This window comes from Spirosoma sp., assembly GCF_048594605.1.
Taxonomy (GTDB): domain Bacteria; phylum Bacteroidota; class Bacteroidia; order Cytophagales; family Spirosomataceae; genus Spirosoma.
The window spans coordinates 1-26,295 of the sequence record NZ_JBMDWV010000107.1; the positions used below are offsets into that span (position 1 = coordinate 1).

22 protein-coding genes are annotated in these 26,295 nt (G+C 47.1%); 12 read left to right on the forward strand and 10 right to left on the reverse strand.

The window, feature by feature from the left end:
* Window positions 1–28: 28 nt before the first annotated feature.
* On the forward strand, window positions 29–769 hold the full coding sequence (locus tag ACOJS8_RS06230; protein ID WP_420147671.1) for an SDR family oxidoreductase: 741 nt from the start codon (window positions 29–31) through the stop codon (window positions 767–769).
* A 27-nt stretch (window positions 770–796) separates the two neighbouring features.
* Here ACOJS8_RS06230 and ACOJS8_RS06235 read toward each other — a convergent pair whose 3' ends face one another.
* Window positions 797–3,031 carry a tetratricopeptide repeat protein gene (locus ACOJS8_RS06235; protein ID WP_420147672.1) on the reverse strand — a complete coding sequence of 745 codons (2,235 nt, stop codon included), beginning with the start codon at window positions 3,029–3,031 and terminating at the stop codon, window positions 797–799.
* Window positions 3,032–3,225: 194 nt separating this feature from the next.
* Here ACOJS8_RS06235 and ACOJS8_RS06240 point away from each other — a divergent pair, with 194 nt between their 5' ends.
* The 3 genes from ACOJS8_RS06240 (at window position 3,226) to ACOJS8_RS06250 (ending at window position 5,608) form a co-directional block, all read left to right on the forward strand.
* Entirely contained in the window at window positions 3,226–4,095 is an 870-nt protein-coding gene (locus ACOJS8_RS06240) for a helix-turn-helix domain-containing protein (protein WP_420147673.1), read from the forward strand.
* Between the two features lie 127 nt (window positions 4,096–4,222).
* Window positions 4,223–4,615 carry a DUF983 domain-containing protein gene (locus ACOJS8_RS06245; protein ID WP_420147674.1) on the forward strand — a complete coding sequence of 131 codons (393 nt, stop codon included), beginning with the start codon at window positions 4,223–4,225 and terminating at the stop codon, window positions 4,613–4,615.
* 87 nt (window positions 4,616–4,702) lie between these two features.
* Window positions 4,703–5,608, forward strand: coding sequence for a carbon-nitrogen hydrolase family protein (locus ACOJS8_RS06250; protein WP_420147675.1), 906 nt, complete (start codon window positions 4,703–4,705; stop codon window positions 5,606–5,608).
* Between the two features lie 14 nt (window positions 5,609–5,622).
* On the opposite strand, the gene estT is transcribed toward ACOJS8_RS06250, so the two are convergent.
* From estT to ACOJS8_RS06265, 3 genes are all read right to left on the reverse strand, one after another.
* Window positions 5,623–6,477 (reverse strand): macrolide hydrolase EstT, encoded by an 855-nt coding sequence (estT, locus tag ACOJS8_RS06255; RefSeq protein WP_420147676.1) that lies wholly within the window; start codon window positions 6,475–6,477, stop codon window positions 5,623–5,625.
* A gap of 165 nt (window positions 6,478–6,642) precedes the next feature.
* On the reverse strand, window positions 6,643–7,224 hold the full coding sequence (locus ACOJS8_RS06260) for a c-type cytochrome (RefSeq protein WP_420147677.1): 582 nt from the start codon (window positions 7,222–7,224) through the stop codon (window positions 6,643–6,645).
* A gap of 204 nt (window positions 7,225–7,428) precedes the next feature.
* Window positions 7,429–7,968 carry a cupin domain-containing protein gene (locus ACOJS8_RS06265; protein WP_420147678.1) on the reverse strand — a complete coding sequence of 180 codons (540 nt, stop codon included), beginning with the start codon at window positions 7,966–7,968 and terminating at the stop codon, window positions 7,429–7,431.
* A gap of 593 nt (window positions 7,969–8,561) precedes the next feature.
* Here ACOJS8_RS06265 and ACOJS8_RS06270 point away from each other — a divergent pair.
* Window positions 8,562–9,455, forward strand: a complete 894-nt coding sequence (locus tag ACOJS8_RS06270; RefSeq protein WP_420147679.1) for a carbohydrate kinase family protein — start codon at window positions 8,562–8,564, stop codon at window positions 9,453–9,455.
* A 74-nt stretch (window positions 9,456–9,529) separates the two neighbouring features.
* On the opposite strand, the gene ACOJS8_RS06275 is transcribed toward ACOJS8_RS06270, so the two are convergent.
* Window positions 9,530–10,588 (reverse strand): helix-turn-helix transcriptional regulator, encoded by a 1,059-nt coding sequence (locus ACOJS8_RS06275; protein ID WP_420147680.1) that lies wholly within the window; start codon window positions 10,586–10,588, stop codon window positions 9,530–9,532.
* A gap of 141 nt (window positions 10,589–10,729) precedes the next feature.
* Here ACOJS8_RS06275 and ACOJS8_RS06280 point away from each other — a divergent pair, with 141 nt between their 5' ends.
* The gene (locus ACOJS8_RS06280) at window positions 10,730–11,608 is read left to right on the forward strand and encodes a c-type cytochrome (RefSeq protein WP_420147681.1); all 879 of its coding nucleotides are present in this window, start codon (window positions 10,730–10,732) and stop codon (window positions 11,606–11,608) included.
* 162 nt (window positions 11,609–11,770) lie between these two features.
* Window positions 11,771–12,427: a hypothetical protein gene (locus ACOJS8_RS06285; protein ID WP_420147682.1), complete on the forward strand. Its 657-nt coding sequence runs from the start codon at window positions 11,771–11,773 to the stop codon at window positions 12,425–12,427.
* 40 nt (window positions 12,428–12,467) lie between these two features.
* Here ACOJS8_RS06285 and ACOJS8_RS06290 read toward each other — a convergent pair whose 3' ends face one another.
* The 4 genes from ACOJS8_RS06290 to ACOJS8_RS06305 form a co-directional block, all read right to left on the reverse strand.
* Window positions 12,468–13,088, reverse strand: coding sequence for a hypothetical protein (locus ACOJS8_RS06290; protein WP_420147683.1), 621 nt, complete (start codon window positions 13,086–13,088; stop codon window positions 12,468–12,470).
* Between the two features lie 178 nt (window positions 13,089–13,266).
* Window positions 13,267–13,578, reverse strand: coding sequence for a hypothetical protein (locus tag ACOJS8_RS06295; protein ID WP_420147684.1), 312 nt, complete (start codon window positions 13,576–13,578; stop codon window positions 13,267–13,269).
* A gap of 816 nt (window positions 13,579–14,394) precedes the next feature.
* On the reverse strand, window positions 14,395–15,576 hold the full coding sequence (locus ACOJS8_RS06300) for a sialidase family protein (RefSeq protein WP_420147685.1): 1,182 nt from the start codon (window positions 15,574–15,576) through the stop codon (window positions 14,395–14,397).
* Window positions 15,577–15,607: 31 nt separating this feature from the next.
* Window positions 15,608–18,022 carry a TonB-dependent receptor domain-containing protein gene (locus ACOJS8_RS06305; RefSeq protein ID WP_420147686.1) on the reverse strand — a complete coding sequence of 805 codons (2,415 nt, stop codon included), beginning with the start codon at window positions 18,020–18,022 and terminating at the stop codon, window positions 15,608–15,610.
* 238 nt (window positions 18,023–18,260) lie between these two features.
* On the opposite strand from ACOJS8_RS06305, the gene ACOJS8_RS06310 reads away from it, so the two are divergent.
* Window positions 18,261–19,577 (forward strand): MFS transporter, encoded by a 1,317-nt coding sequence (locus tag ACOJS8_RS06310; RefSeq protein WP_420147687.1) that lies wholly within the window; start codon window positions 18,261–18,263, stop codon window positions 19,575–19,577.
* A gap of 20 nt (window positions 19,578–19,597) precedes the next feature.
* On the opposite strand, the gene ACOJS8_RS06315 is transcribed toward ACOJS8_RS06310, so the two are convergent.
* Window positions 19,598–20,935 (reverse strand): DEAD/DEAH box helicase, encoded by a 1,338-nt coding sequence (locus tag ACOJS8_RS06315; protein WP_420147688.1) that lies wholly within the window; start codon window positions 20,933–20,935, stop codon window positions 19,598–19,600.
* Window positions 20,936–21,034: 99 nt separating this feature from the next.
* Here ACOJS8_RS06315 and ACOJS8_RS06320 point away from each other — a divergent pair, with 99 nt between their 5' ends.
* From ACOJS8_RS06320 to ACOJS8_RS06335, 4 genes are all read left to right on the forward strand, one after another.
* Window positions 21,035–22,363: a DEAD/DEAH box helicase gene (locus ACOJS8_RS06320; protein WP_420147689.1), complete on the forward strand. Its 1,329-nt coding sequence runs from the start codon at window positions 21,035–21,037 to the stop codon at window positions 22,361–22,363.
* Complete coding sequence (locus ACOJS8_RS06325; protein WP_420147690.1) at window positions 22,329–23,507, forward strand: DEAD/DEAH box helicase; 1,179 nt, start codon at window positions 22,329–22,331, stop codon at window positions 23,505–23,507. Before ACOJS8_RS06320 ends, ACOJS8_RS06325 begins: the two co-directional genes overlap by 35 nt.
* Window positions 23,508–23,721: 214 nt before the next feature.
* A complete protein-coding gene (locus tag ACOJS8_RS06330; RefSeq protein WP_420147691.1) occupies window positions 23,722–25,518 on the forward strand; it encodes a PDZ domain-containing protein in 1,797 nt (598 codons plus the stop codon).
* Between the two features lie 30 nt (window positions 25,519–25,548).
* The gene (locus ACOJS8_RS06335) at window positions 25,549–26,166 is read left to right on the forward strand and encodes a DUF3137 domain-containing protein (protein WP_420147692.1); all 618 of its coding nucleotides are present in this window, start codon (window positions 25,549–25,551) and stop codon (window positions 26,164–26,166) included.
* The last annotated feature ends 129 nt before the right edge of the window (window positions 26,167–26,295 follow it).

The window sequence follows — 26,295 nt, forward strand, 5'->3', positions numbered from 1 at the left end:
AATGGAAAGTGGCTAATACGTTCAAAAAATGAAAACGACCCAGAATACAGCCCTGATTACAGGTGGAAGCGCCGGTATTGGTTTTGAAATCGCTAAAGTGTTATCGGCGAAAGGAAATAAAGTTATCATCACTGGTCGGGATAAACAACGTCTCGATAAGGCACTGGATCAGTTATCGAATGCAACTGGTATCGTCAGTGACGTTAGTAAAAAAGAAGATGCAGAAGCGCTAAGCGCTACGTTGACGCATGATTTTCCGGACCTTAACCTAATTATCAACAACGCTGGCCGGGCCATTCTATATGATATTGCCAATAGTAATGGGGCGTTTGATACAGCGCAAGACGAGATACTAACGAACTATTTATCCGTGATCCGCCTAAATGAATACGTGTTACCATTGCTTAAAGCCCAACCAGAAGCTGCAATCGTAAACGTATCGTCCATTGTTGCTTTTGTTCCTGGTAATCTGCCCACGTATTCAGCCAGCAAAGCGGCTCTGCATTCCTATACCCAGTCGCTACGGATTGCCCTGGAACGTACCAGCAACGTAAAGGTATTCGAATTGATGCCACCCCTGGTCGATACTGAATTTTCAGCGATCATCAATGGGAAAAGCGGTATTGCTCCATCCGTTGTTGCGCAGGAATTTATCGATGCGCTTGAAACAGATACGTACGAGATCCGTGTTGGTAAAACGCAATATATTTACGACCTCTATCGGAAATCGCCATTAGAGGCATTGAACGTAATGCAGCCTGCCCATTGATCGCTGGGCCGAAAGTAAGCCCCTCAATTATTTGATGGGTAAATGAATAATAAACTCAGAGAATTCGCCCGGCTGGGTATTTACAGTTAACGTACCGCCATGACCTTTCGTAATGATGTCGTAACTGAGTGATAAGCCCAGTCCGGTTCCTTGCCCTGTAGGTTTGGTGGTGAAGAAAGGCTGGAAAATCTTATCTAATACCGGCTGAGGAATACCCGTACCGTTGTCGTGAACCCGGATTTCGACCATGCCGTGCTGGTTTCTTGTACTTACGGTTACAGCCGGTTGGTAATCGCTGAGTCTAGTCTGCTGTTTCTGCCGAACTGCGTAAAAAGCATTGTTGAACAGATTCAGCAGAACACGTCCTACTTCCTGCGGGATAACCTCAGCCTTCGCCAGTTTTGAATCGAAATGGGTAACCAGATTGATGCTTAGCTCTTTGTCTTTGGCTCGTATGCCGTGATACGCCAGTCGCAGGTACTCATCGGAGAGTTTGTTAAGATCAGTGAGTTGTTTTTGACCGGTATGGGCGCGTGAATGTTCAAGCATGCTCCTGACAATATTGGACGCCCGCTTTCCATGGTGATTGATTTTGGCCAGATTTCCGGAAAGGTCACCTAAAATTTCTTCTTCCGTGTCTTCGTTACGTTCTGCTTTTTTGCGTTCCTGCTGAATTTCTGTCAGCAATTCAGTGGACACTTCCGAGAAGTTATTAACAAAATTCAGTGGATTCTGAATCTCATGGGCAATACCAGCGGTCAGTTCGCCGAGAGAGGCCATTTTCTCTGATTGGATGAGTTGCGTTTGGGTTGTCTGAAGTTTGGTCAGTGCCTGCTGAAGTTCTTCTTTTTGCTGCTGGAGCAACGTATTGGCTTTTTGCTTCGTGCGATACGCATAGAAACTTGTGGCAGCTAGTATCAGCATCAGACCCATACCTGCTCCCAAAGCCAATTGCCTGTTTTTTGCCTGTGCTGCCTGTTGTTGTTGTTCGGCCTGTGCCGCTTGTTGCTTTTTATTGAACTCGTAAGTCATGGCGAGTTCGGTAGACTTACGAACATTCTCTTTACCACGTACCGAATCAGAAATAGCGGCTGCCCGTTTGTAAGCCGCCAGGGCTAGTCGGAAGTTGCCGGTTTTTTCGTAGCAGGACGATAGTTCAGCGTAGCTTTCTCCGGTTTGAGAGTCGTAGATATCAGCATCTTTCAGAACACTAAAGCTTTTTTCAAAATAAGGAATGGCCGCTGCGTAGTTGCCTTGTTTATTCAGGATCGACCCCATAGCGGCATACGTCTGATGAATGTTCAACGGTTGATTCGACGCATCGGCAATGGCGATAGCCTGTTTGTCCAATTGTTCGGCTTCCTTAAATTTTTTCTGATTCGCCAGATTCGTCGCGGCTTTCGACAAGCTGGTGGCCTGAATACCGGTGTCGCCAATTTCTTTTCCTAAAGCTGCGGCTTTCATGGCAAATTCGTAGGCTTTTTGAGGGGCGTTCATCAGGGTATATATATCCACCAGATTCGTATAGGCGTAGAGCTCTACGTTCTTGATTCCTTCCAGCTTTGAGAGGTTGATCGCTCGCTTATAGCGCTGTTCAGCCGCTTTTAGATCGCCCATCAATTTGTAAATATTAGCTATATTAACCAGGCAATAGGCCTGCGTATTATAGTCCTTCTGCGACTCGGCCAGCGTCAGCGCTTTCTGCTGGTAGAACAACGCCTGCGGGCGGTTCGATTGCATATCATACGAAATGCCCAGGTTTAAGTAAATCGATCCTAAATTAGCCTTGCTATTGATCTGTTCAGCAATAGCCATACTTTTCTCAAAGTAGGTAATGGCGCTATCGTATTTACTCTGCATTCCATAGGTCGATCCGTACGAATTATAGACTTTTAGCAAATGAACCGAGTCCTTCAATGAAATTGCAATTGATTCGGCTGTTTTAAGGGTTTTTTTAGCGGCTGCGTAATTGCCTTTGAAACTGTAACTGTAGGCCAGATGGACTCTGGTCAACACTTCCCCCTGTTTGTAGTTGATACGTTTGGCCTTTTCAATCGTTTGAAGACTCAGTCGTATCGCCGAGTCAATGTTCACCTGAGTTAATAAAGAAATCTTTTTATTTGTTAGGTTAATTCGGCCGGTGTCGGTAGATGCCTGACGGATGAGCCGATCCAGGCTATCTAGTTTCGGGTTTTTAAGATTCTGCGCCTGTACAACTGTTAGATTAAGAAAGAGAAGTATACCGATTAATAGATAATTCATACGTATCAGAAATAAGAATCTATTGCTTTCAAGCACAGCACTATTTATCACCAATATACTGCTGTAAAAAATTAAAATGTATTAATTATCAAGTAGTTAACTGTGCTATAATTTTGGTTGACTAGTTGGTATTCTTAATTGCGGATTCTACTAACCTGATCCATTTTTACGAGCTTAGCTGTAAAATTGCCTGTATGTCATTCTCTGTACCCGTTTATAAAATACAATCGTTTCCCCGCCATGAGCCTGATGCGCTTTTTTATATGACGCGGCTGGAAAAACTCGTGGAGGAATTCAAAGGGATCGACAAACCGCATTCCCATACGTTTTATTTAGTAATGTGGCTAATGCAGGGGAGTGGCACACACACCATCGATTTTCGAACGTATTCGATAGCGCCTTATCAACTTTATTTTCTCACACCAGGCCAGGTACACAGCTGGGAGCTATCGCCCGATAGCCGGGGGTATAATTTGTTTATCGATGCTAACTTTTTCCGGGGACGTTTTGGGAACAGGCTTCAGCAATACCCTTTTTTTCATTCTCATCAGCATCAGCCGCTGCTGGAGGTAACTGACCAGCAGAACCTGTTTAGTGATTTATTTACGTATGCATATGATGAATACGAGCAGCGTCGCCCAAACCGGGCCGACGTATTTTTATCGTTTGTGCATATCCTGCTCGAAACCGCGAATCGACTCTATAATCAGCAGTGGGTTGGTTCCGATACGCACCTGTACGACCGGATTCGTCAGTACGAAGAGTTGATCGAAAATCAGTTTCTGACGGTTCGGGAAGTGAGCACGTACGCTGAACAGATGAATCTGACACCGAATCATCTTAACCATATCTGCAAAAAAGTTCTGGGTAAAACAGCCAGCCAGCTATTGCATGAACGTATTGTGATTGAAGCGCAACGGTTACTAACGCACACGACACAGTCCATCAAGGAAATTGGATTTCAAATGGGCTTCGATGATCCGTCGTATTTTGTTCGATTTTTCAAAAAACATGCCGGGCAGACTCCTGCAGACTTCCGCCAGGCTTTAGTACGTCATCGTTGATTTGTACCATACATGGCTTGGTATGTCTTAGCAATAAATTTACCCTAAAGGTAAATTTGTAACGTAAAAACTGCCTGAGCAGCAGACGTCCGTGAGGTAACTTTATCTCAATCGTTGCTCCAAAGCCATGTCAACCGATAGCCGATTATACAGCATTGCTTTTAACAAATGTCCTCGTTGTCATGAGGGTAATTTTTTTGTCAAGAATAGCGCGTTCAGCAAAGATTTCGATAAAATGCACGAACGCTGCCCGCATTGTGGCGAAAACTTTATGCCCGAGCCAGGTTTCTACTGGGCATCCATGTTTGTCAGCTATGCGTTATACACCATTTACATTTTAGCTACCTTTTTTATTTTCGTGCAATGGCTACAGGTTGATCTGGATTATTATCTGATTGGTCTGGTGCCTACATTAATTCTTCTGACAGGCTATTTTTTCCGAGTAGCCCGGCGTACGTGGTTGACGTTGTTTATCGCGCCAAGACCGCATATTCATACCGAAGTGACCGAGCCGAAGTAATAAGCCAATTAACTATCTTTGGTGAAACATATACAGGCCTTTGGCTATAAACTGCGGTTTACGGCCAAAGGCCTTCGCTATTGAATTATGCACATTAACGTTGCTGTTGTTCAGGCTACGCCCGTATTTTTTGATCTGCAAAAAACGCTCGACAAACTCGAATCGTTAGTCATTGAGTCAGCACGGCAGGGATGTCAGTTTGTCCTGTTTCCGGAGTCATTCATTCCTGGCTATCCCCGAAAATTTACGTTCGGTGCCTCAATAGGTTTACGTACCGATGCCGGGCGCGAACTTTACAGGACGTACTGGGAAAACAGCCTGCAACTGCCCAGCCCTGAATTGAAACGTATTGAACAGATTGCCCGCGATAATCGTGTTTACCTCGCCATCGGCGTAACGGAACGTAACGTTTTGAACGGAAGTCTGTATTGTACGCTCATCTATGTATCGCCCACGCAGGGGTATTTGGGTAAGCATCAGAAAGTGAAACCAACTGGAGTCGAACGGTTGATCTGGGCCGAAGGAAACGGTCAGGACTCGCTACGTGTGTTCGATACCGAGATTGGCCGCATGGGTGGACTGATCTGCTGGGAAAATTACATGCCACTGGCCCGGATGAGCATTTATCAGCAGGCACCTCACCTCTACCTGGCGCCCACCGCCGACGCTCGACCGACCTGGCCTGCTACGCTTCAGCACATTGCCTGTGAAGCCCGGTGTTACGTATTGGGCAGTAATCAATTTTTTCAACGTAGCGATTATTCCGAAGCATATCAGGAATTTCTGGCTGATGACGATAACGTTTTATGCCGGGGTGGCAGTGCTATTGTCTCACCGCAGGGCGACTTTCTGGCAGGGCCGCTCTGGGACCAGGAGGGTATACTTACCGCTGATCTGGACTTGAACGAAGTGCTGAAAAACAAACTCGATTTCGACGTAATAGGGCATTATACACGCCCGGATCTGTTCGATTTTAAGGTGAATGTACGGTAGCCGATTGGCAGTCGTTACGTTTCTAAGGCAGTTTTCGCATGATTGGTAATACCATCAATGATCAAGTCCCAATCGGCTTCATGCAACTCGTGTCCTGTTCCTTCTAAGCGAAGGAGTTTCGCATTTTTCAGCTCTCGTAACATCACTTTCGTGTGCTGAAAGGGCCAGATCAGGTCGTCCGTGCCGTGGATAAGTAAAGTGGGTTGTTCAATAGTATGGATGCGTCCATAATAGTCTTCACCACCCTGTAGTGAAGCATGATTGAACATACTCAGGTAATTGTTGGCGCGTCGGAATTCTTCCCGGATAAGATTCTCGCTACGTTTCCGGTTGAACGATTTTCGGCCGCTCATTAAAGCGGCTCCTTCCACCATGTAGCGAACCACTGCCGACTCATCTGTCCAGTCCACCGCATCTGCCTGAGCCTGAAACGCAATAATCCGCTGATCCATTTCGGGTATGTCCGGGTCCGAATCTCCCCAGGGGCCGGTTGCCATCAGGGTTAAGGACTGAACCCGTTGAGGATATTTCATGGCTGCGATCTGAGCGATCAGTCCGCCTAACGAAATGCCCACAAAATGTGCTTCGGCCCGCTGGTAGCCGTCCAGCACGGCAATCGCATCATCCACTAAATCGACTAGATCATAAGGTGTTGTTCCGGGCTGATACGTTGTTGACCTGCCCACATCCCGATTATCATAGCGGATCACAAAAAAGCCCTTATCAGCTAATCGCTGACAGAATGCACTATCCCAAAAGAGCATCGATACGGTAGCTCCGGCCAGCAACAGCAGAGCGGGATGATTTGGAGTGCCAAAGCTTTCAGTGGCTATCTGTATGTCTTTATGGGCAATTGTTTTTTCACTCATATCCACGTAATGAATAGACGGGTTTCTTATCAGTACGTAGTAAATCCATCGTTTGTTTTTAAAGAGGAAGCGTTTCTGCTTAAAAACTCGCCATTCTGTGATTTAGCGTTTTGTTTCAGCCCGACAGTCCGGATTACTGCCGTGCGTGAAATACTGGCTGGAAGTTCAATTACCGGGTGGAATTGGGGCAGGCACTACGTTAGCAACGGGCTTTGTTGACTTCAGATACGCAAAAATAGCTTTCAAATCCTCGTCTTTTATGTTACGGTAATTCGTCCAGGGCATTGGCGGTAAGAGCATTCTGTTGTTGGCCAATCCTTTGGATTTTCCCTGTTTCAGCGCCCGTCTGAACTGCTCTTCTGACCAGTTGCCGATACCAGTTGCATCCGAAGTGAGGTTAGCCGCAAACGAAACGCCCCAGGGACCCACTGCCGCCGTGTTATCGCTATTGAACAACACCCAGTTTTTGAGAGCATCGGCGTTACGTGCCGGTACGGACCGATCAGCAGGATAACCCGACAGCAATTTGCTGGCAACAGGCTCCGGTCCCTGTGGGCCCATTGTTTTGGGCGAGTGACAGTCTCCGCATCCCATGATGCCAACCAGGTATTCTCCTTTTTTGATAAGTGCCTGATCAGGAGGCCGGTTGATGTGTCTGGGCGAATGCTTTAGTGGTGGGGTTGAAAAGTCTGGCAGCAAGGCCGCACTGACTAGCGTAATGAAGGTAAAAAGTAATGATACGTTCATGGTAAAAGAGTTGGTTAGAATAGTAAATCTCTCATTCAAAGAGAGTTGTATCAACTAGTTACTCATACCTTCGCCTAACCCGCTTGCCAAAAGATAACGCCGTTACGAATAGTCAGCCCCGAAAATGGTTATAGAAATCTCCTCGATTCAACGGATATGTTGTAATGATTATATTTCTGATTATTAAGCACTTAATTTAGAAGACTAATAGTTTATACCCAATTTTCTGGCTATCCATCCCAGGGCCTTTATAGCGATATCGGGCGGATTTTTAGCAATAATTTCTTTCCGATAGTTATTCATCAGCACGCTCATGTAGAGCATTGTACCAAAATTCATTCGGAAATTCTTTCGACGGTTGCTGGTAACCTTATCAAGAACTTTGCAAACATCCTCAAAGTAGTTTTCCATTTTCAAGGCAGGCTGATGAGTATTGAATAACCGCACGACTTTATCGGTAGGATTTCTGAAACAATGGGCAATGCCTTTGGGAACGGATAATTTATCGCCTGTCTTTGCCGAAATCCATTTATCATGCACAAAAAATTGCATGTCACCCTCAAGTACCTCATAGGTCTCGATGGCATCGGGATGGACATGTATTAAAGGATTTTTCATGTTGCAGCTAGGCAATAATTCCCAATGGAGATCTAAAGACTTCCCCTGCGTATCGGCACTGGTTTGCAAAACGGTAAACCTCATCCCGACGGGCGTCATATCCAGAATTTGTTCTTTTGTAGCCATATTGATTGTCAATACGTTATTATTTCTAATCTCGGTTTTTATTCAATATGGTGAGTGAGTTTCCGGAAATTCTGTTTTCGAAGCTTGTGCAAAGCCGGATTTATGAATAAGCACTTTAATAGTAAAGTCTGATCAAATGAATCAGGGTCCGGAAGGTCGTTTGTTGTGCACCTTTGCTGTTTATGAACAGTCCTTTTTCTTATTCAGCACTTTCTACCCTGATAACAAAATCGAAAGTCTACGTAACATTTTCGAAGCTTTTTTTACTTTTATTTACTGTAAATAATTGATAATCAGATAACTTTTTGCTTGTGTTTAATTTGAAAGTATTTGAACGTTTCCCAAAGCGCTACGTTTGTTTCCAGAGCTAACTTTGACGTATCGATTGGGCTAAAACGGATTCAAACTGACAACATGTGATGATTCAGAAACTGCGTAGTTCCGTCTGTTACATTACGGGCAACTTTTTACCATTATGGAAGGTGCTGTAACTGCTGTTTGTGCTCCGATTTAAGCCCCAAACGAAAGAAACGAGTCTGCAACAGATCGAAAAAACTTTTGTTGTTCCTTGATAAATGACAACCGAAAAACGTATGAAACCTACCATCACCTGTTTTGGCGAAACCCTCTGGGACGTATTACCAACCAGCAAACAAGCGGGGGGGGCTCCGATGAACGTAGCAGCCGACCTCCGAAATTTCGGTATTAATGCTCAGATAATCAGTCGGGTAGGTAATGATGACCTGGGCCGGGAGCTACTTCAGTTTCTGGAGCAGAAAGGCTTACCACTCGATCTGGTTCAGGTTGGACAAACCCATCTGACAGGCGTGGCCAAAGCCAATATCTCAGACACGAATGAGGTCACCTACAAGATTGTGCAGCCCGTTGCCTGGGATTACATTCATCTCGAACCCAATCTGATTGATGCCGTGCAGAAAAGTGATTTGTTTGTCTATGGAAGTCTGGCCGCCCGTAGTCCGATCACCCACGAGACTCTGCTTGCCCTACTGGCGGTTGCAGGTCGGAAAGTGTTCGATGTGAATTTGCGGGCTCCGCATTATGAGCGAACGACGGTGGAAGAGCTCCTGCAACAGGCTGACATTGCCAAACTGAACGAGCATGAACTGGTCGAATTATCGGAATGGTACGGCTCTGAAACGGATTTGTTACGGTCCATGCAGCAAATTCGCGATCGGTATCAGCTGGAAACGCTGTGCGTTACGTTAGGCGACAAAGGAGCCGTTCTGCTCAACGAAACGGATTTTATTCAGCAGACGGGTTTTCCCATTGAGGTCGAAGATACCATCGGCAGTGGCGATGCCTTTCTGGCGGCCTTCCTTTATAAAACGTTGCAGGGTGCCTCTCCACAGGAAACACTTGAATTTGCCTGTGCAACGGGCGCTTACGTAGCTACGCAGCGGGGCGCAACGCCATCCTTCACGGAGGAAACTATCGTGAATAAGATTCTGCGGACCGAAGTCATATAAGACAACCAGATTGATTTTAGGTTGGTAATCCAGTTTAGAGTGGGGGGCGGCTATTCTGGCAACGACTCTCCACTTTATCTATCTTCCTGGTACGTAGCGTGTTCAGCGCAATTATTCGGTCGCGCAGCACCACTAGCCTTGCCCTGCTGGTACTGAGAAGGCGTTATGCCCACATATTTTTTGAAGGCAATGGAAAAGTGCTGGGCGTGTTCATAGCCAAGTTTATCGGCTACGTCGTCAATCGATACGTTGTAATTTCGGAGTAGTCGGCTCGCATAATCCATACGCAGTTTCCGAACGTAGCTGAAGACCGTTGTGCCAAACAACTGCCTGAATCCCTTTTTTACCTTGAATTCATTCAGCAGGCACACTCGGCTTAATTGCGCTAACGACAATTCAGACAGGAAGTTAGCTTCCAGGTACGTTCTTAATTTATGAAGCTTTTCGGCCTCGTCCGGACGTAACGCTTCGTCGCTGAGAGGAGATGTAGTAAACTGCTGAATTTCCAGCGCCAGTAACTCCAGCACCCGGGATTGAATCAGCAGATTTCGCATCGGCCCCTGAACGCTGCAATTCCGAATATCTTCAATCAGGTAAAGCATCTGCGGAGTGATGGTTTGCGTACCCGCTATTGCTGAACAAGCACGCTCACTATACAGGTCGGACGTGAGCTGCTCACTCCAATGGTCATTCTGCCCGATAAGCGACGTGAAAAAATGCTTATCTAAACTGATCAGAAACATTGCCATCGACTGGTTGCCCTTCAACTGATTGATATGGCCTATTTCTGGCGTATAAATCAGATTATGCTTTCCGGGGCGCATGTCGAGATCATGTTTAAGCCCCTGAAACCTGGAGTACATACATCCACTCAGCTGAAAATTAATGTGGATGTTGTCGGAAGGCGTCGAATCAATAAGTTCAAGGTCATTCGTAGTATTCCACCGCATGTCCATCATATGCATATGTGGCAGGAACGTACTGTTAAATTTCAAGGCTCCGGCCTCCGGATGATGAACATGAACGAACGTATCAGGGGCCGACGTAACGGAAGCTGACGATGCGAGCAGATGCGGGTGTGGAAGTGATGTAAAATCAGTCAGATCGCATGAGTTTACAACTGAAGTGGCCATAGTCCGTTTTGCGTAGATTTTTATCCGTTTTGCGTAGGTGTTACCTCCGCTTGTGTGTGGATTTTTGCACAAAACTACTGGCCTGGTAGCGGGATACATTTACCGGTCACGAAGTTGCCACACTCAATCATTTAAAAAGTTATGCTACGTAAAATAGCCAAATGGACGGGGATTGTTCTGGGATCGATCCTGCTCCTTGCTCTGGTCGGGTACTTCCTCATTTCACGAAACATTTCGCAACGAATTGAAAAAACGTACACGTTTGCCGACGAAAGTCTGAACGCACCGAATGACAGCAATGCGATACGTCGCGGACAACACCTGGTCGTGATTAAAGGCTGTACCGACTGTCATGGAAACAACCTGAGCGGAAAAATTATGATGGACGATGCCAGCCTCGGGCGGCTTTCGGCGGCTAATCTGACCAAAGGCAAAGGCGGGTTGCCAGCTGATTATTCAACCACCGATTGGGTTCGGGCGCTACGTCATGGTGTCGACCGGGTGGGTCACCCATTGTTGTTCATGCCATCGCACGAAACAACGCTGCTTTCTCAACAGGATATGGCCGCTATCATTGCGTATTGCCAGCAGATTCCTCCAGTTGATCATGAGCTTCCGGCTGAAAAAATCGGTCCAATTGTTAACGTAATGACTTATCTGGATAAAATGCCGTTGTTCTCCGTCGAGAAAATCGATCATGACCGGCCGATGGTAGCAAAGGCCGATTCAACTGAAGGGATCGCCCTGGGTAAATATTTAGCTGTGTCGTGCAGCGGCTGCCACCGCCCTGATTTTAAAGGAGGTGATCCTGTCGCGCCAGGCTTTCCGCCCGTACCAAATCTGACCAGTACGGGCAACGTAGGCAAATGGACGCAGGAGCAATTTATGGCAACACTACGTACTGGCAAGACGCCCAGCGGCCATCAGATAAATAACGAGAATATGCCCTGGAAAATGACGGCCCAATATGAGCAAAAAGAACTGGCTTCGCTATACCAGTATTTTCGGTCGCTTCACTGATACGTAGTAAAACCATACGCATCCGCTAGCAGGCTGGCCGGAAACCGCTAACAACTGATGCGCACTTTTGCCTGATTCATACGTCAACTTTACCGCTTTATAAATATCTGATAGTGCGTTTTTTTATTTTCGGCGACCTTTACCCGAGTAAACATGAAAATTATGAAAACCCTTTTAGCTCTATCTTTTCTGCTGACGGTCACCACTACCTTCGGACAGATTGCCAATGAAAACACCTTCAGCGCAAAAATTGACGGTAAAGACTACACGACGCAGCCCCGACGCATCCGAATTGGCAATTATTGGTTTGTAACGGCTAATGCCATCAAGCCCGATAAATCAGTACGTCTCTGGTTGGCCAGCTACGATAATAAAGACAATGTGGAGCCGGGAACGTACCTGATTGTGGATGCTGACAAGCCCGATACCAAAGAAAACTGGAAACGAATCCAGGAGATGGGTACCTACAAAGGACTGGCTGCGGTCAAATACGTTGAAGAAACGAAAGAACCCCGTATGGAATACCACATGGGTATGTCGCAGAACAACAACGAAACCGTTACGGTAACAAAAGCCGCCGATGGTTCACTGGAAGCTACGTTCAACACCAAACTGGCCGGAACGTACTGGAAAGAAAAAGGAACCGCTACGGTATTTGGGGGCGTCGGCCGCCTGATGTCGAAAATGGAAGATAAAGTAATTACCAAAACAACCGGTTACGATTCGGATATCGACCCGGAAGGAAGGGGCTACAAAAAGCAGGATAAAACCGACGCCATCACTATTTCGGATGGCAAGTTCAAGCTAAAAATGAATTGATTTTCTGGTACGGCTCCAACGGGGCCGTACCAGAAACTAGTTAGGCCGCAGTGCGCATATCCATTCGATGATACGCCATCTGTTTCAATAAAACCATAATCCCCAACTGCGCAATTTGCGCCCGGTAGGATTTATACAGCGCTACGAAATACGAAAATGTTTGTAGACGCGCTGATGCCAGTGGCGAAATGCCCAACAGCGAAACCACGTCGTTGTTATTAATCTTAGCCCAGTCTTCCTGATGCAGATTTGGATCGTTGATCTGATAGGATACGCCTTTCTCGTCGGTTGTCGCTGACAGATAATGGCCGTAGGCCGCCAGCAGGAAAGCAATACGACGAACATCCCGGTTTTCGCCCAGTAGTTCAAGGAGTGTCGGTAGCACAAAGGCCTCCAGCTTTGAGGTGCCATCGCAGCACAACTGATCCAGTGAATCGTTTACCGCCAGGCTGGCCAGCAGACTCGATAATTGATTGTCGTACTCGCCCGAATCGGAAATAGACGATAAGAACGCAATATCCTGATCAAGAAAAGCACTTATATAATTACTAAATAAACGGTCGTTCAGCGCTTCATCGACAGTTCGATAGCCAGCCAGAAAAGCCGGATATGCCAGCATCGTATGTGATGCGTTCAAAATGTCCTGACTATAAGTTTGCATAATGAATGAGGTTGTATAGATTGATGAGTAGACACTTTGTAAGCTAATTGACGTAGCAACATCTAATGTAGCACAATTCTACCTTTGTCTCTATGTCTTTAGACTCTATAGACTTTTAAAATGTCACGTTAGGCCTGTAGAATCTAAAAAATTTACTTTACGGACTTCCCGTTATGGATTACGCGAAGAGGCTAAGACGGCTCGGTGCGCCAGCGCGCTGCCACTCCATATCCCGATAACGTAGTGCCTGTGCAATACTGATAATTTGGTTGCCCAACTTGCCCTGTTCCTCAATGTCAGCGTGGTCGTACTTATCCTGACGCCTGGGTTCCCAGGAGAAAAGCTCCGTTTTAGCGTCATAAATACCGATGGGAACACGGTCTTTTTTGCCCGAAAGTTGTTGCAACACCGCTTTTGCCTCTTCGAGCGTAGCACAATAAACTTGATAATACTGCTTCTTAAGCGTATATATTACTGAAAAACGTTTCATGTCAATAGGTAGTAAAGAACACCTCAGGTATGTCTGTTCGACTGTCCGGAATGTTCAGGTGAAAGTCTCGGGCGTCAGCCGGCGAGGTTTATAAATTTGTGGGATACGTGTCTTCTGTTATCGAAAAACGATGACGTTAACATAACTCCTGAAGATTGCGGAGCCGTTTTTGCTTCGATTGTGAACTACAATTTCGTTACGTAGTCTACTCGCTTATTTCCAGATTAGTTGACGTTCGCTTTTCTTTCAGAAGTGTGTGCAGCCAATTAGTTAGCTATTTATTTCTGGCTAGTAAACTACCGCCAAAAGGCGTTGCCGTGCGAGTTAAGCTCTCAAAAGCCGATGCGTTGCGATCAATAAAGCCATAGATGGAGGAACGCAAAAAAATGCAAATTCGATTCCATCTACGCTGAATACTATTTTCTATATTTAGAGTGTATGATGAGTTCATGATTTCTGTAATCAATTTATAATCAATTTGAAATGCGAATGAGCTTTTCGTTTGATTACTCAACAAATAAACAAAGTATAGAATATAAATAGTTTTCAATTATTGGTAAAGTACAAAAAGTGCCTTTGATTTTTCATTGAAAAGGTGAATTGTACAAGCCAGTCTTTGGAAATCCCTATGAAAAAATGAGGTAAAACGTATCGGTTGAGCAGGTTCGAGCGTACTTGTTAACGCATTACGCAATAAATCGAAGGGCACTGCGAGTGTGAAGTTTGCTTTTCTGGATTTGGGCAGAGAGGCATTACGTTCCCGTTTCTTAACACCTAAAAGCCTCTAGAAATGAAGAAACGGTTGATAATTCCTCTCTATAATTTCCGGAAGTTTTTAATCCGGTGGAACGTCAGGTAGTTGGCGTCGTGGTTGTTGTGAGCGCCCCCGTCGTTGTCATCAAAAGCAGTACGCGACAGGAAAATCATGTCCTTGCCATCAAACTGCCAGTCAACGTATTGAAAACCGTGTTTCGCTACATCGGGATGAGTTAAAATGACCTGCCGGATATCCCAATGCCGAAGATCTCTAGAACTGCACAGCGCCTGCGTGTTGCGGATACTGGCCGGGTTTTTCCCTCTATTCTGAATTTGAGCCTCATCGGAAATGATGTTCGACAGGGTCCAGTACAACTGCGTTTCAGGATCGTACCGAATAGCAAATTTTTTGCTTCCTCCCGGAAAAGGAACGAAGTCCATATCAGAATTGAACGAGGCCTTATTTTCAGTCGCGTTAATGTTCACGAGTGCTGCTCTCTCGTTCATGGTCGATTTGTCGTCAACCCGTAGAATATCCAGCAAACGACCGTCGGGTGTTACAACGGCGTTACCTTCCAGCCAGCCACCAAAATGACCATTCAGATACGTAGAGTCATACCGCATTACGTTCGTCCGCGACCAGTTGCGCGCGTCCATCAGGTCGGCATAAATAGGAATCGACATCAGAAAAGCACCGTAACGTTTTCCCCATTGCTTAACTGGCCCCATCGCATCTTCCATCGCCCGCCAAAGCCGGCCCTTATGTTCCACCAGTGGCATAGGGGCGCAATGATACTCGCCCGTCAGGAGCAGTCCATCCTGCGGATTGGTTGGGTTCGACCACGTAATGCCATTATCCGGGGAGTTCCGGATGATTACATTTCCGTGATGTTTGTCCGTTCCCAGGAAGTAGAGTTTATCACGATGAACGAACAGTTTCGACCAGAATTGACCTACAATATCCGCAATGGGCGTCCAGGTTTTGCCCTGATCGCGTGACCGATAGATACGGGAAACGGGCCGGTCGAACTCTTCTGATTTAGGGCCAAACAAATCATGCGACGCCAGGTATTCTCCATTGGGAAGTATACAAAGGCTTGGCGACCCCACATACAAACCCGACGAAGCCGGACTGTGGGCCACAACAATACCGGGCACCTGAACCGAATCGGAGGTTTGGGCAGACGTAACGCCAGAAAGAAAAAGGAGCGATAAAACGAAAAAATAGGCAGTACGCTTCATTGGATAATCAGGGAACTACGGCTCAAGTTTACTAAAACTCGCCTTCATTCCCTTCTTTTTCTTTTTTCTTCGCCTGCCGGAGCCGGTAGCTAAACGTCAGATTAATCTGCCGGAGCCGAAACTGCGAAGTGCTTTCCGTATAGAAATTAGGCCCTTCTGTAATGGAGCGGAACCGACGGGAGTTGAACACATCCAGCACATTGAGCGTCAACGTAGCGTTGTTGTTCAATAAATCCTTACTGACCGATAAATCGAGCGTAGCCAGTCCTTTCCGGCGCCCTTGCGGGGTTTTCTGCGGAGCTTCGTAATTGCCACGCAACTGAATGTCAGTGGATTTAGGTAGATTAAATCGGGAAATCATGCGTGTGAACCAGCTATACGTATCACTTTGATAATTGACGTCCAGATTGCTACCGTCGGTGATAGCCCGAAAGAAGTTAAAACTGCCATCGAGTTTCCACCAGGTCAAAGGCGCATACGAACCGGCAAACTCAGCACCGTAGGAGTTTTCGCTCGCCAGATTTTCAGGCCGTGTTACGGCAAATCCCTGGTCATTTACCCGCCGAATCGACAAGATTTTGTCGATGGTGTATCGATAATAAACCGATGAACTGATCGACCCTTTGCCGAAATATTTGATGTGCCCCAGCTCGAACGCATCAGTAAATTCTGGATTTACGTTCGGGTTTCCGCTCCAGAAATTCCGGTTATCGCTAAACGTCGAAAACGGACTCAGATCATTGTACGTAGGGCGACGAATCCGGCGGCTGTAGCTAAGTTGCAACGCGTGCTGGCGGGGCAGATCGTACGTAGCATGTACGCTAGGGAAGAGGTTGGCGTAGTGGCGCGGATTGACGTCGTTGGTTCGCCGGAGCGTTGTTATTACGTCTGTTTTTTCGGCACGCAAACCCGCCTGATATGAAAACTTGCGCACTTTATTACCCACAATCCCGTACAGCGCGTTAATGCGTTCCTGATACAGAAAATCATTGACCAGGCCCGGCAGTGGTGTCCAGCTACCGTCGTTCTGTTGCTGTGTTACCGAGAAATCGTTGGTCATGTCGCGCGTGCTGCTACGTAACCCCGCTTCAAATTTGCCGTTTTTGCTAAACGGCTGTATGTAATCAATCTGGACCAGAAACTGCTTTTCCGTTTCGTCGTTGAGCGAACGCTGCAAAACGGAAGGAGCCATTGTGGTACGTCCGTCGGGTTGATACGTATGCTGCGTAAAATATTGATCCGAACTCTCCCAATTATCCAGATACCGAACGTCGGCGGTCAATGTATGGCCCTCGCGGGTAAACGAGCGTTTGTACGTGAGCGAGTACTCCGAATTGGGTTCCGTTTCGGTTTCGTCCTGCGTACGGTTGGTAATGCCGGTCGGGTTGTTGGTCGAGAACTGGTAGTCCCGGTAGATAATATCGGAAAAGCGTTTTCCTTTGCTCAAACGCCAGGTATACGCAGCTGTGAGAATGTTTTTGGCATTGAAGTAATAATCCAGACCCGCCCGGGCGTTGTTGTTAATGCCTTTCAGACTGCTGTTCGAATTTTGCCGGGTAATGAACGTACTGTCGTTACGGTATACCTCCTGATACATGGAATTTCGACCGGGCGTGTTCCGAAACGAGTTGGTGTAATTGATAAAAAAATTGAGGTTTTTTCGACGGTAATTGACATTGGCGGCCAGCCCGAAATTGGTTGGATAGCCCGTAATAACATCGAATGAGCCATTGATACCTTCGCGCTGTTCTTTTTTCAGGATGATGTTGATGATACCGCCCATACCCTCGGCTTCGTAACGGGCCGATGGGTTCGTAATCACTTCTACCCGTTCGATGGCGCTGCCCTGCAATTGCTGTAACCCCGCCCCGCCTTTGAAGCTCACCAGCCCCGACGGTTTTCCATCAATCAGAATCCGGACGCTGCCGCTGCCCCGAAGGCTCACATTCCCTTCGGCATCGACTGCCACCGACGGTACGTTGCTCAGAATATCGGCGGCTGTTCCGCCCGCATTGGCCAGATCTTTCCCGACGTTGAATACGCGTTTGTCCAGCGCCAGTTCCATCTGGCTTTTTTCTCCACGTACAACTACTTCTTCCAGCCGTTTGGAGCTGGATTTCAGTACCAGTTTGCCTAAGTCAATCGATTGATTTGCCACTTGTACCGTAGCAATACGTCGGTCCTGATACCCAACTGCGCTGATTCGAACGGAGAACGTACCGTCTTTACTACGTATCTCAAACTGGCCGTTTTCGTTCGAAACCGCTCCGGTAATCAGGGTTGAATCAGGTTTTTGAAATAACGCTACGTTGCCGAAGGGCACAGGCTTATTTTGTTCATCAAGCAATACGCCCCGAATCGAAAATGGGGAATCGGTTTTTGATTGAGCGACAGTTAGTAGAGGAAAAAGACATGTAAAAAGTAAGTAAATAGATTTAAAATTCATGATTGAGCAGTATTGTAAGGGCACTGATGGCTGAAGAAGTCGGCTTGGTCCACAGTTTCGAAAGATAAAGACGAGTCGGTTTAATTTCTCCTGTGAAAATTCGGAGTACAGCGAAGCGAGATGGCCAGAAAAATGCAATTGAGTCCTTATTTTTAGCCAGCTTGCGCTACGTAGCCACGGGCCTGACCCAAACGTAGCCTGGCCTGTGATACGTTGCATACTGCTCAAACCCGTCAGGATGAAACCGTTTTATCTCGTTCTAGCGAATTCGCTAACCGCTTTTCTCACCAATAACTTCGTCTGGTTTGCGGTTACGTTCTGGGTCTATCTGGAAACCAAATCAGTGGTTGCTACGTCGGTGATGGCGGGGGTGTATAGCGGTACAGTGGCGATTACCGGGTTTTTCCTGGGTTCGCTGGTCGACCGATACAAGAAAAAAACCGCCATGATGGTGTCGAGTGTCGGCTCGTTGGTTTTGTATACCGTTGCCTTCATTATCTACGTATCGACGCCGGAGAAAATCTTCACGGATCCATCGAGCCCTATTCTCTGGGTATTTGTGGTATTAGCCCTGCTGGGAGCTATTGCCGGAAATATCCGCTCTATAGCGCTCTCAACCCTCGTAACCGTGCTGATTCCGGAGGAAGGACGCGACAAAGCAAACGGACTGGTCGGAACGATCAATGGCGTTGGGTTTCTGGTCGCTTCTATTTTCAGCGGGCTTATTATTGGCTTTCTGGGTGTTTTCTGGATGCTGATTTCGGCCCTTGGCCTTACGCTGCTGACGATCCTTCATCTGTGGACCGTAACGATTCCCGAAAAAGGAGTTGCCCATTCCGATGACGAAACAAAACGAGTGGATATTAAGGGGACGATACATGTTCTGAAACAGATGCCCGGCTTGTTTGCGCTTATCTTCTTCAATACGTTCAACAACTTTCTGGGCGGTGTTTTTATGTCGCTGATGGATGCATATGGACTCTCGCTGGTGTCGGTCCAGACGTGGGGAATTTTGTGGGGGGGGCTAAGTATGGGGTTTATCGTTGGCGGCTTGGTGGTTTCTAAATACGGCCTGGGGAAATATCCGCTTCGGACGCTTTTTCTGACGAACATCATCATGTGGATCGTCTGCATTTTCTTTACCATTCAGGCTTCTATCGTACTTCTGGCCATCGGCATGGGTATGTATATGTGCCTGATTCCGGTGGTTGAAGCGGCCGAGCAAACCATTCTTCAGAAATTGATTCCGCCCGAACGGCAGGGTAGGGTGTTTGGATTTGCCCAAAGCGTTGAACAGGCGGCTTCGCCAATTACGGCGTTTCTGATCGGGCCTATCGCGCAGTACATTTTCATTCCGTTTATGACCACGGGCGCTGGCGTCGAACTAATTGGAGGCTGGTTTGGTACGGGAAGAGATAGAGGACTGGCGCTTTTATTTACCGTAACAGGATTGATCGGTCTGCTTGTTACCTTGCTCGCCATGAAGTCCAGAGCCTACAAAATGCTGTCCGAAAATTACGAACAGCACGCCAGTGAGCCGGTTGGGGAAGAATGATACGTACTGACGTTCCTGACTCAGCGGGCAACCTCAATCTTATACTTCTTTCCCTTCATTTTTTGATCCTTTATCCGTTCCAGCAACGTAGCGACTTTATCTTTTTTTACGGCGGCAAACGAGCTGAAGTCTTTTACTTCAATCAGGCCCAAATCTCCTTTGTCGAGTTGACCTTTTTGCGACAGAAAGCCTACAATGTCGATCTTGTTGAGCTTGTTCTTCTTGCCGCCACTGATGTATAACGTGATGAATTCGGGCGGTCTGGGCAAAATCATATCCGTCGGAAGTTCAACTATTTCCAGTGATTTATCCAGATAGGCAGGGCGCGGTTCATCCTGATGCAGAATTACATAAGCCGTTCCGGACGCTGGTCCGCCGGTGCGATGCATTCGGGCCGTTCGTCCATTGCGATGAACAAATTCATGCGCCTGCAAGGGCAGATGGTAATGGATTACGTGTTTCATTTCGGGGATATCCAGCCCGCGAGCTGCCAGATCAGTCGTAACCAGATAGGTTACGCTGCCGTTTCGGAACAGAATCAGCGCCCGTTCGCGGTCGGCCTGCTCCATACCGCCGTGGTAGAACGTAGCGTAAATGCCGCGTTCGTTCAGTAACGCACTGGTTCGTTCGGCGGCTTCGCGATGGTTGCAGAAAATCAGGGCCGCTTCCGAGTTCAGCGAACACAGCAGCCGAAACAACGTATCAATTTTGTCTTTCTCTTCGGAATAAACAACCTTGATCGTCAGGCCCGTTGGCGTATCATCTTCCCGAGTGAAGTTTAACGTAGTGGGCGCATTGAGCCGGACAAAATCAGGAATTTTTATCCCCGACGTAGCGGAAACCAGGACCCTTTTTTTAAGGTTAGATAAGCGGCTGATGATGAACGCCATCTCATCCTGAAAGCCCAGTTCCAGCGATTTGTCGAACTCGTCCAGCACCAGCGTTTGAATCCCTTCGAGCGAGAGTGTTTTGCGATCAATATGGTCCGAAATCCGGCCCGGCGTACCAATCAACAGGGCAGGGGGATTGCTCAGATTTTTGATTTCGGTTTCCATCGCGTGGCCACCGTAACACACGTTGACTTTATAGCCCGTCCCCATATTTTTCCAGACCTGCTCAATCTGCAGCGCCAGCTCGCGGGTGGGTGCCAGCACAAGGCACTGTACGACGTTACGATCTGGCTTGAGCAATTGCAGAACAGGTAGTAGAAAGCCGAGCGTTTTACCTGATCCGGTGGGCGCGATCAGAAACGTATCATTGTCCTGTAGAATGGCTTTCTGAGCCGCTTCCTGCATAGGGTTTAAGGACGTAACGCCCAGGTTCTTCAGGATTAGATCGTGTTGTTGGGAAGAAATCATGCGCCAAAAGTAAGCCAAAACAGGTTGTTACGTTGCATTCTGTAAAGCGAGTTCACGGATTAGCCGTACCTTCGTAAACTGGTAAACGATGGGATCGCTATGACGTTTGAGGAACTGAATCTGAATAAACCGCTGCTCAATGCCCTCAATGATCTTGGGCTGACTACACCGACGACAATCCAGCAGAACGTATTTTCGGTGGTCATGTCAGGGCGGGATGTGTGCGGGCTCGCGCAAACCGGTACGGGCAAAACGCTGGCGTATCTGCTGCCTTGTCTACGTCTGCTTCAGTTTTCAAAGGAAAAGCTTCCACAGTTACTGATTATTGTACCAACGCGCGAACTGGTCGTGCAGGTACTGGAAACGATCCATCAACTCACTACGTATCAGAATCTGGTGGCCGTGGGCGTGTATGGTGGCGTTAATATGAAGCCGCAGGTAGCTCAGGTTCAGCAGGGAATTGATATACTGGTGGCTACGCCCGGCCGGCTGGTCGATCTGTTGTCGAATGGCGTGCTGAAGACAAAAGCCATCAAAAAACTGGTTATTGACGAGGTCGATGAAATGCTCAATCTTGGTTTCCGAACGCAGCTGAAAACCATTCTCGATCTTTTGCCGCAAAAACGCCAGAATCTGCTTTTTTCCGCTACGTTGACAAAAGAAGTGGAAGAACTGATTACTACCTTCTTCAACAATCCGGTTCGCGTAGAAGCTGCGCCGGTGGGCACGCCGTTAGAAAATATCGCGCAGACAGCCTACGAAGTGCCGAATTTATACACGAAAGTGAATCTGCTGGAGCTGTTACTAAAGCAACATACCGACATGACCAAAGTGCTGGTATTCGTAGCAACCAAGTCGCTGGCCGATCAGTTGGATAATCAACTTGACGCTGAATTTCCCAATCAGATTGGTGTTATCCATTCCAACAAAGCGCAGAACAATCGCTTTGAAACGGTTGAGAAATTCAAATCTGGTACGTATCGTATTCTGATTGCTACCGACATTATTGCTCGTGGACTGGACGTAGCAGAAGTGTCGCACGTGATCAATTTCGATATGCCCGACGTAGCGGAAAACTACATTCATCGCATTGGCCGAACCGGTCGCGCCGATCAGAAAGGTATTGCTGTTACGTTCATTACGCCCGCTGATGAAGAGCGACAAACGGCTATTGAAGCGTTGATGAATTATAAAATTCCGTTGCTATCGCTGCCGCCTGATCTGATCATTTCGGACGAGCTGACGGAAGATGAGATGCCGAAGGTTCACATGAAAATACCGGAGGTGAAACCGCCAAAACGCGAAGAAGTAGGGCCAGCTTTCCATGAGAAACTGGCGAAGAATAAGAAAGTAAATGTCCGGCGTGATTATGAAGCCGAAAAACGATTGAAATATGGTCGACCCATCAAGCGGAGTGGAAAAAAATAGCGTAACGTTTTCGTCACTTGGGTTATCGGACCCGTTGGTAAAAGCCGTAGCGGAACAGCAGTATACCACTCCTTATCCTATTCAGAAAGAGGCTATTCCGCCTATTTTGCGTGGAAAAGATATTCTGGGCATCGCTAAAACCGGATCGGGAAAAACCGCCAGTTTTGTGCTGCCTATTCTGGAGTTATTCCATCGGACAAAAACTGTTGGGGGTCGCTATGCAAGTGTTCTGGTGCTGGTGCCCACGCGTGAGCTGGCCGGGCAGGTTGCCGGGGTATTTCAGGAACTGGGTGTACATCTGTTTCCGAAGGTAAAAACGGTAGCTGTGTATGGAGGGGTTTCCATCAACCCGCAGATGCAGGCTGTTTACGGAGCCGATATTATTGTAGCCACGCCCGGCCGCTTGCTGGATTTGCTCGATCAGAATGCGTTACGTCTGTCGGATGTGGAGATACTGGTGCTCGACGAAGCCGACAAAATGCTCGAACTTGGTTTTGCCGATGAGATGGACCGAATTTTCGATTTACTGCCCAAAAAACGGCAAACCATCCTTTTCTCCGCTACGTTGGGCGACGCCATTCAGCACATTAACGCTACGTTGCTACGGAGTCCGACAAAAATTGAGGTAGTTGAAGAAGCTACGAATCTTGATCTGATTGAGCAGATTGCCTACAAAACAGAACCCGAGCGCAAAGGCCCACTGCTACGTTACCTGATCAAAACCGGGCAGATGAAGCAGGTGCTGGTGTTTGTATCGTCGACCCGAACGGCCGATAATCTGGTTGTCAAGCTCAATAAAAACGGGATTCAGGCAGCCGCTATTCACGGTCAGAAAGGGCAAAATATTCGCACCGACGTATTGCATCAGTTTAAAGCGGGAAAGCTAACCGTTTTAGTAGCTACGGATCTGCTGGCGCGGGGAATCGATATTCAGTTACTGCCTTATGTGATCAACTTTGAACTGCCCCGTTCACCCAAAGATTACGTTCACCGGATTGGCCGGACGGGTCGGGCGGAAGCGACAGGCAAAGCCATTTCGCTGATTACGCCCGACGATCAGCATCATTTCAAAATCATTCAGAAAAAAATGGGCAAGCGAGTCGAGCAGATCGATACGGCAGAACTGGATTTACATGGATACTGATTGCTAAATGCCAAAAAATAGAAGATTGATTTTCATAGCCAATATGATACAATATCGAGAATCATACTGACTATAAAAATCAACCTTCTGTTGTGGATGTACCCTAATTGCTTCACCGCTTATCCTCAATTACCTCCGGCAAAACTAACCGAGTTCAGGCCTTCCCTGAATTGAGTTAACTTGCTTATTCGTATTCGACCAATAACTAATTTTCATGAAGATTATCCGCCTTCTTTTGCTGGCTTCAGCCACATTTGTTTTTCAGACCGCAATTGCCAAACCAACGCTCCCGCTGTTTTACGAAATAAACCTGAACGACCGGGCCGACGATCAGTTTAAGGTGACGCTACGTGTTGATGGACTAACGGCCGATAATGCTATCTATCAGTTTGCGGCTACGGCACCCGGTACGTATCAGATTATGGATATTGGTCGTTACGTTCGGTCGTTTAAAGCGCTGGACGCGAAAGGCCGTGAATTGAAAACGCAGCATGTTTCGACGAATCAGTGGAAGTTCGAGCAGCCAGAAAAGGTACGTACGGTTCAGTATAGCATTGCCGAAACCTGGGATACGCCTGTAACTGAGCATAAGCCGTATAATATGTGTGGTACGTCTATTGAGCAGGATCATGCGTTAATCAATGGGCAGGGCGTGTTCGGTTTCCCGAGCGGTATGCAGGCGGCTCCCATCGAAGTGAAGATCGACTATCCGGCTGAATGGATGGTTGGAACGGCATTGGACAGAAATGCGAAAGGCTATTTTACTGCGCCAAACTACGATCGCATCGTCGATTCGCCCATTCTGTTGGGGCGTCTGACCAAAGCAACGACGAAAGTCGCAGGAGCCGATGTTGACGTCTATACGTATTCGAAAACCGACAAAATCAAATCGGAGCAACTGCTGACCAACATGCAGGCCATGCTAAACGCAGCGGGTCAGTTTCTGAAACAATTGCCTGTAAAGCGCTACACGTTCCTGTACCATTTTGAAGATCAGAGCTGGGGCGCCTGGGAACATTCATACAGCTCGGAATACGTTATCAAAGAAGAGGAATTTTCGAAGAAGCTGGCCGACGACATGACATCGATTGCTGCGCATGAGTTTTTTCACGTAGTAACGCCACTGAATATTCATAGCGAAATCATTCAGCAGTTCAATTTTGAAACGCCGACGCCTTCGGAGCATTTGTGGCTTTATGAAGGCGTAACCGAATGGGCCAGCGACGCCATGCAACTGCGGGGCAAGATTATGGACCTACCAACGTATCTGGACGAGCAGACGCAAAAGATTGTGTACGACAAAAGCCTCGATACAACCTATAGCCTGAGCAAACTCGGCCTGACCTGCTATACCGACGAAGGTCAGCGACAATACGGTAACATCTATGCCCGTGGGGCCTTGGTAGCAGGTTTACTGGACATTCGCCTGCTCGAACTTTCGAAAGGTAAGCGTGGCCTGCGCGAAGTGATCAACGAACTGGCTGCTACGTATGGGCCAGACAAAGCTTTTTCTGAAAAAGACTTTTTCACTACGTTCACACAAATGACGTATCCCGAAATTGCTGATTTCTTCAACCGATACGTCAAAGCCGCTGAGCCATTGCCATTTAAGGAATACTATAGTAAACTGGGGATTACCTATATTCCATCGATTTCTACAGGTGAGAAAACGACCTGGCTTGGCATGAAACCTGCATTTACCGATGGTAAATTCTACCTGACAAAACTGGCCGATCCCCTGGTCAAAGCGGGCTTGCAGGAAAATGACGAGTGGGCGGCTTTTAACGGTCAACCGGTAAGTTTGGAAAGCGTTGGAAAGATACAGGAAGCATTGAAACAGCTTAAACCAGGCGATACGTATGATGTAACGGTTCGGCGGAATGGGCAGGAGAGTACCGTCAAAAGTACGATGCTTGAGAAAGAAGCAGTCAAGCAGTATGTTTTCGAGCCAGCCGCGCAGGCTACACCCGAGCAACTACAATTACGGGAAGTCTGGATGCAAAATCTATAGAACGTATCGTATTCCCTCATAAAAAACAATATGAGCATTTTAAGAAAACTGTTCGGTCCGTATAAAGACGAGGTTTGGCAGCAGTTGGCAGCGGAAATTCATGCTGATTTCGTTGAGGGTGGATTCTGGAAAGGAAGCCGGGTAGAAGCAACGGTTAAGGAGTGGACCATTACGCTCGATACGTATACCGTTTCGACCGGGAAAACGCACATTACTTACACGCGCATGAGAGCGCCTTATGTGAATCCGGACGGATTTCGGTTCAGAATATACCGGAAAGGGTTTTTCAGTGCACTGGGAAAGCGACTGGGGTTAATGCAGGACGTAGAAGTCGGTTATCCCGATTTTGACGATCAGTTCATTATTCAGGGGAATGACGAATATAAACTTCAGCTTCTGTTCAATAATATCAACATCCGACAATTGATAGAGACCCAGCCCGAAATTGGTCTGGAAGTGAAAGATGACGCTGGTTGGTTGACAGAACGATTTCCGGAAAACGTCGATCTGTTATCGTTTCAGGTTGTTGGCGTCATTAGGGATGTCGAGCGACTAAAGCATATATACGGCCTCTTTGGGGAAGTGCTCAATCAGCTTTGCCGGATTGGGTCAGCCTATGAAGGAGACCCTAACGTAGCGCTATACTAAAAATTTTTTAAGCAGATATAATCCAATTTTCGCCCTGCTAACTGATTGGTTTTCAGTTAGCAGGGCGATTTTATGTCAAAAAGACACTATTTATGCTGCTTAAATAGTTTCAGGATAGTCTATTAAACC

Excerpts from the sequence above, each read along its gene's own strand:
- ACOJS8_RS06265 (WP_420147678.1), bottom strand. The coding sequence starts at position 7,968 with ATGGCTACAAAAGAACAAATTCTGGATATGACGCCCGTCGGGATGAGG.
- ACOJS8_RS06310 (WP_420147687.1), top strand. The coding sequence starts at position 18,261 with ATGAAACCGTTTTATCTCGTTCTAGCGAATTCGCTAACCGCTTTTCTC.
- ACOJS8_RS06305 (WP_420147686.1), bottom strand. The coding sequence starts at position 18,022 with ATGAATTTTAAATCTATTTACTTACTTTTTACATGTCTTTTTCCTCTA.
- ACOJS8_RS06230 (WP_420147671.1), top strand. The coding sequence starts at position 29 with ATGAAAACGACCCAGAATACAGCCCTGATTACAGGTGGAAGCGCCGGT.
- ACOJS8_RS06320 (WP_420147689.1), top strand. The coding sequence starts at position 21,035 with ATGACGTTTGAGGAACTGAATCTGAATAAACCGCTGCTCAATGCCCTC.
- ACOJS8_RS06325 (WP_420147690.1), top strand. The coding sequence starts at position 22,329 with ATGGTCGACCCATCAAGCGGAGTGGAAAAAAATAGCGTAACGTTTTCG.
- estT (WP_420147676.1), bottom strand. The coding sequence starts at position 6,477 with ATGAGTGAAAAAACAATTGCCCATAAAGACATACAGATAGCCACTGAA.
- ACOJS8_RS06280 (WP_420147681.1), top strand. The coding sequence starts at position 10,730 with ATGCTACGTAAAATAGCCAAATGGACGGGGATTGTTCTGGGATCGATC.
- ACOJS8_RS06250 (WP_420147675.1), top strand. The coding sequence starts at position 4,703 with ATGCACATTAACGTTGCTGTTGTTCAGGCTACGCCCGTATTTTTTGAT.
- ACOJS8_RS06270 (WP_420147679.1), top strand. The coding sequence starts at position 8,562 with ATGAAACCTACCATCACCTGTTTTGGCGAAACCCTCTGGGACGTATTA.
- ACOJS8_RS06260 (WP_420147677.1), bottom strand. The coding sequence starts at position 7,224 with ATGAACGTATCATTACTTTTTACCTTCATTACGCTAGTCAGTGCGGCC.
- ACOJS8_RS06295 (WP_420147684.1), bottom strand. The coding sequence starts at position 13,578 with ATGAAACGTTTTTCAGTAATATATACGCTTAAGAAGCAGTATTATCAA.
- ACOJS8_RS06300 (WP_420147685.1), bottom strand. The coding sequence starts at position 15,576 with ATGAAGCGTACTGCCTATTTTTTCGTTTTATCGCTCCTTTTTCTTTCT.
- ACOJS8_RS06315 (WP_420147688.1), bottom strand. The coding sequence starts at position 20,935 with ATGATTTCTTCCCAACAACACGATCTAATCCTGAAGAACCTGGGCGTT.
- ACOJS8_RS06275 (WP_420147680.1), bottom strand. The coding sequence starts at position 10,588 with ATGGCCACTTCAGTTGTAAACTCATGCGATCTGACTGATTTTACATCA.
- ACOJS8_RS06335 (WP_420147692.1), top strand. The coding sequence starts at position 25,549 with ATGAGCATTTTAAGAAAACTGTTCGGTCCGTATAAAGACGAGGTTTGG.
- ACOJS8_RS06235 (WP_420147672.1), bottom strand. The coding sequence starts at position 3,031 with ATGAATTATCTATTAATCGGTATACTTCTCTTTCTTAATCTAACAGTT.
- ACOJS8_RS06245 (WP_420147674.1), top strand. The coding sequence starts at position 4,223 with ATGTCAACCGATAGCCGATTATACAGCATTGCTTTTAACAAATGTCCT.
- ACOJS8_RS06240 (WP_420147673.1), top strand. The coding sequence starts at position 3,226 with ATGTCATTCTCTGTACCCGTTTATAAAATACAATCGTTTCCCCGCCAT.
- ACOJS8_RS06285 (WP_420147682.1), top strand. The coding sequence starts at position 11,771 with ATGAAAACCCTTTTAGCTCTATCTTTTCTGCTGACGGTCACCACTACC.
- ACOJS8_RS06330 (WP_420147691.1), top strand. The coding sequence starts at position 23,722 with ATGAAGATTATCCGCCTTCTTTTGCTGGCTTCAGCCACATTTGTTTTT.
- ACOJS8_RS06290 (WP_420147683.1), bottom strand. The coding sequence starts at position 13,088 with ATGCAAACTTATAGTCAGGACATTTTGAACGCATCACATACGATGCTG.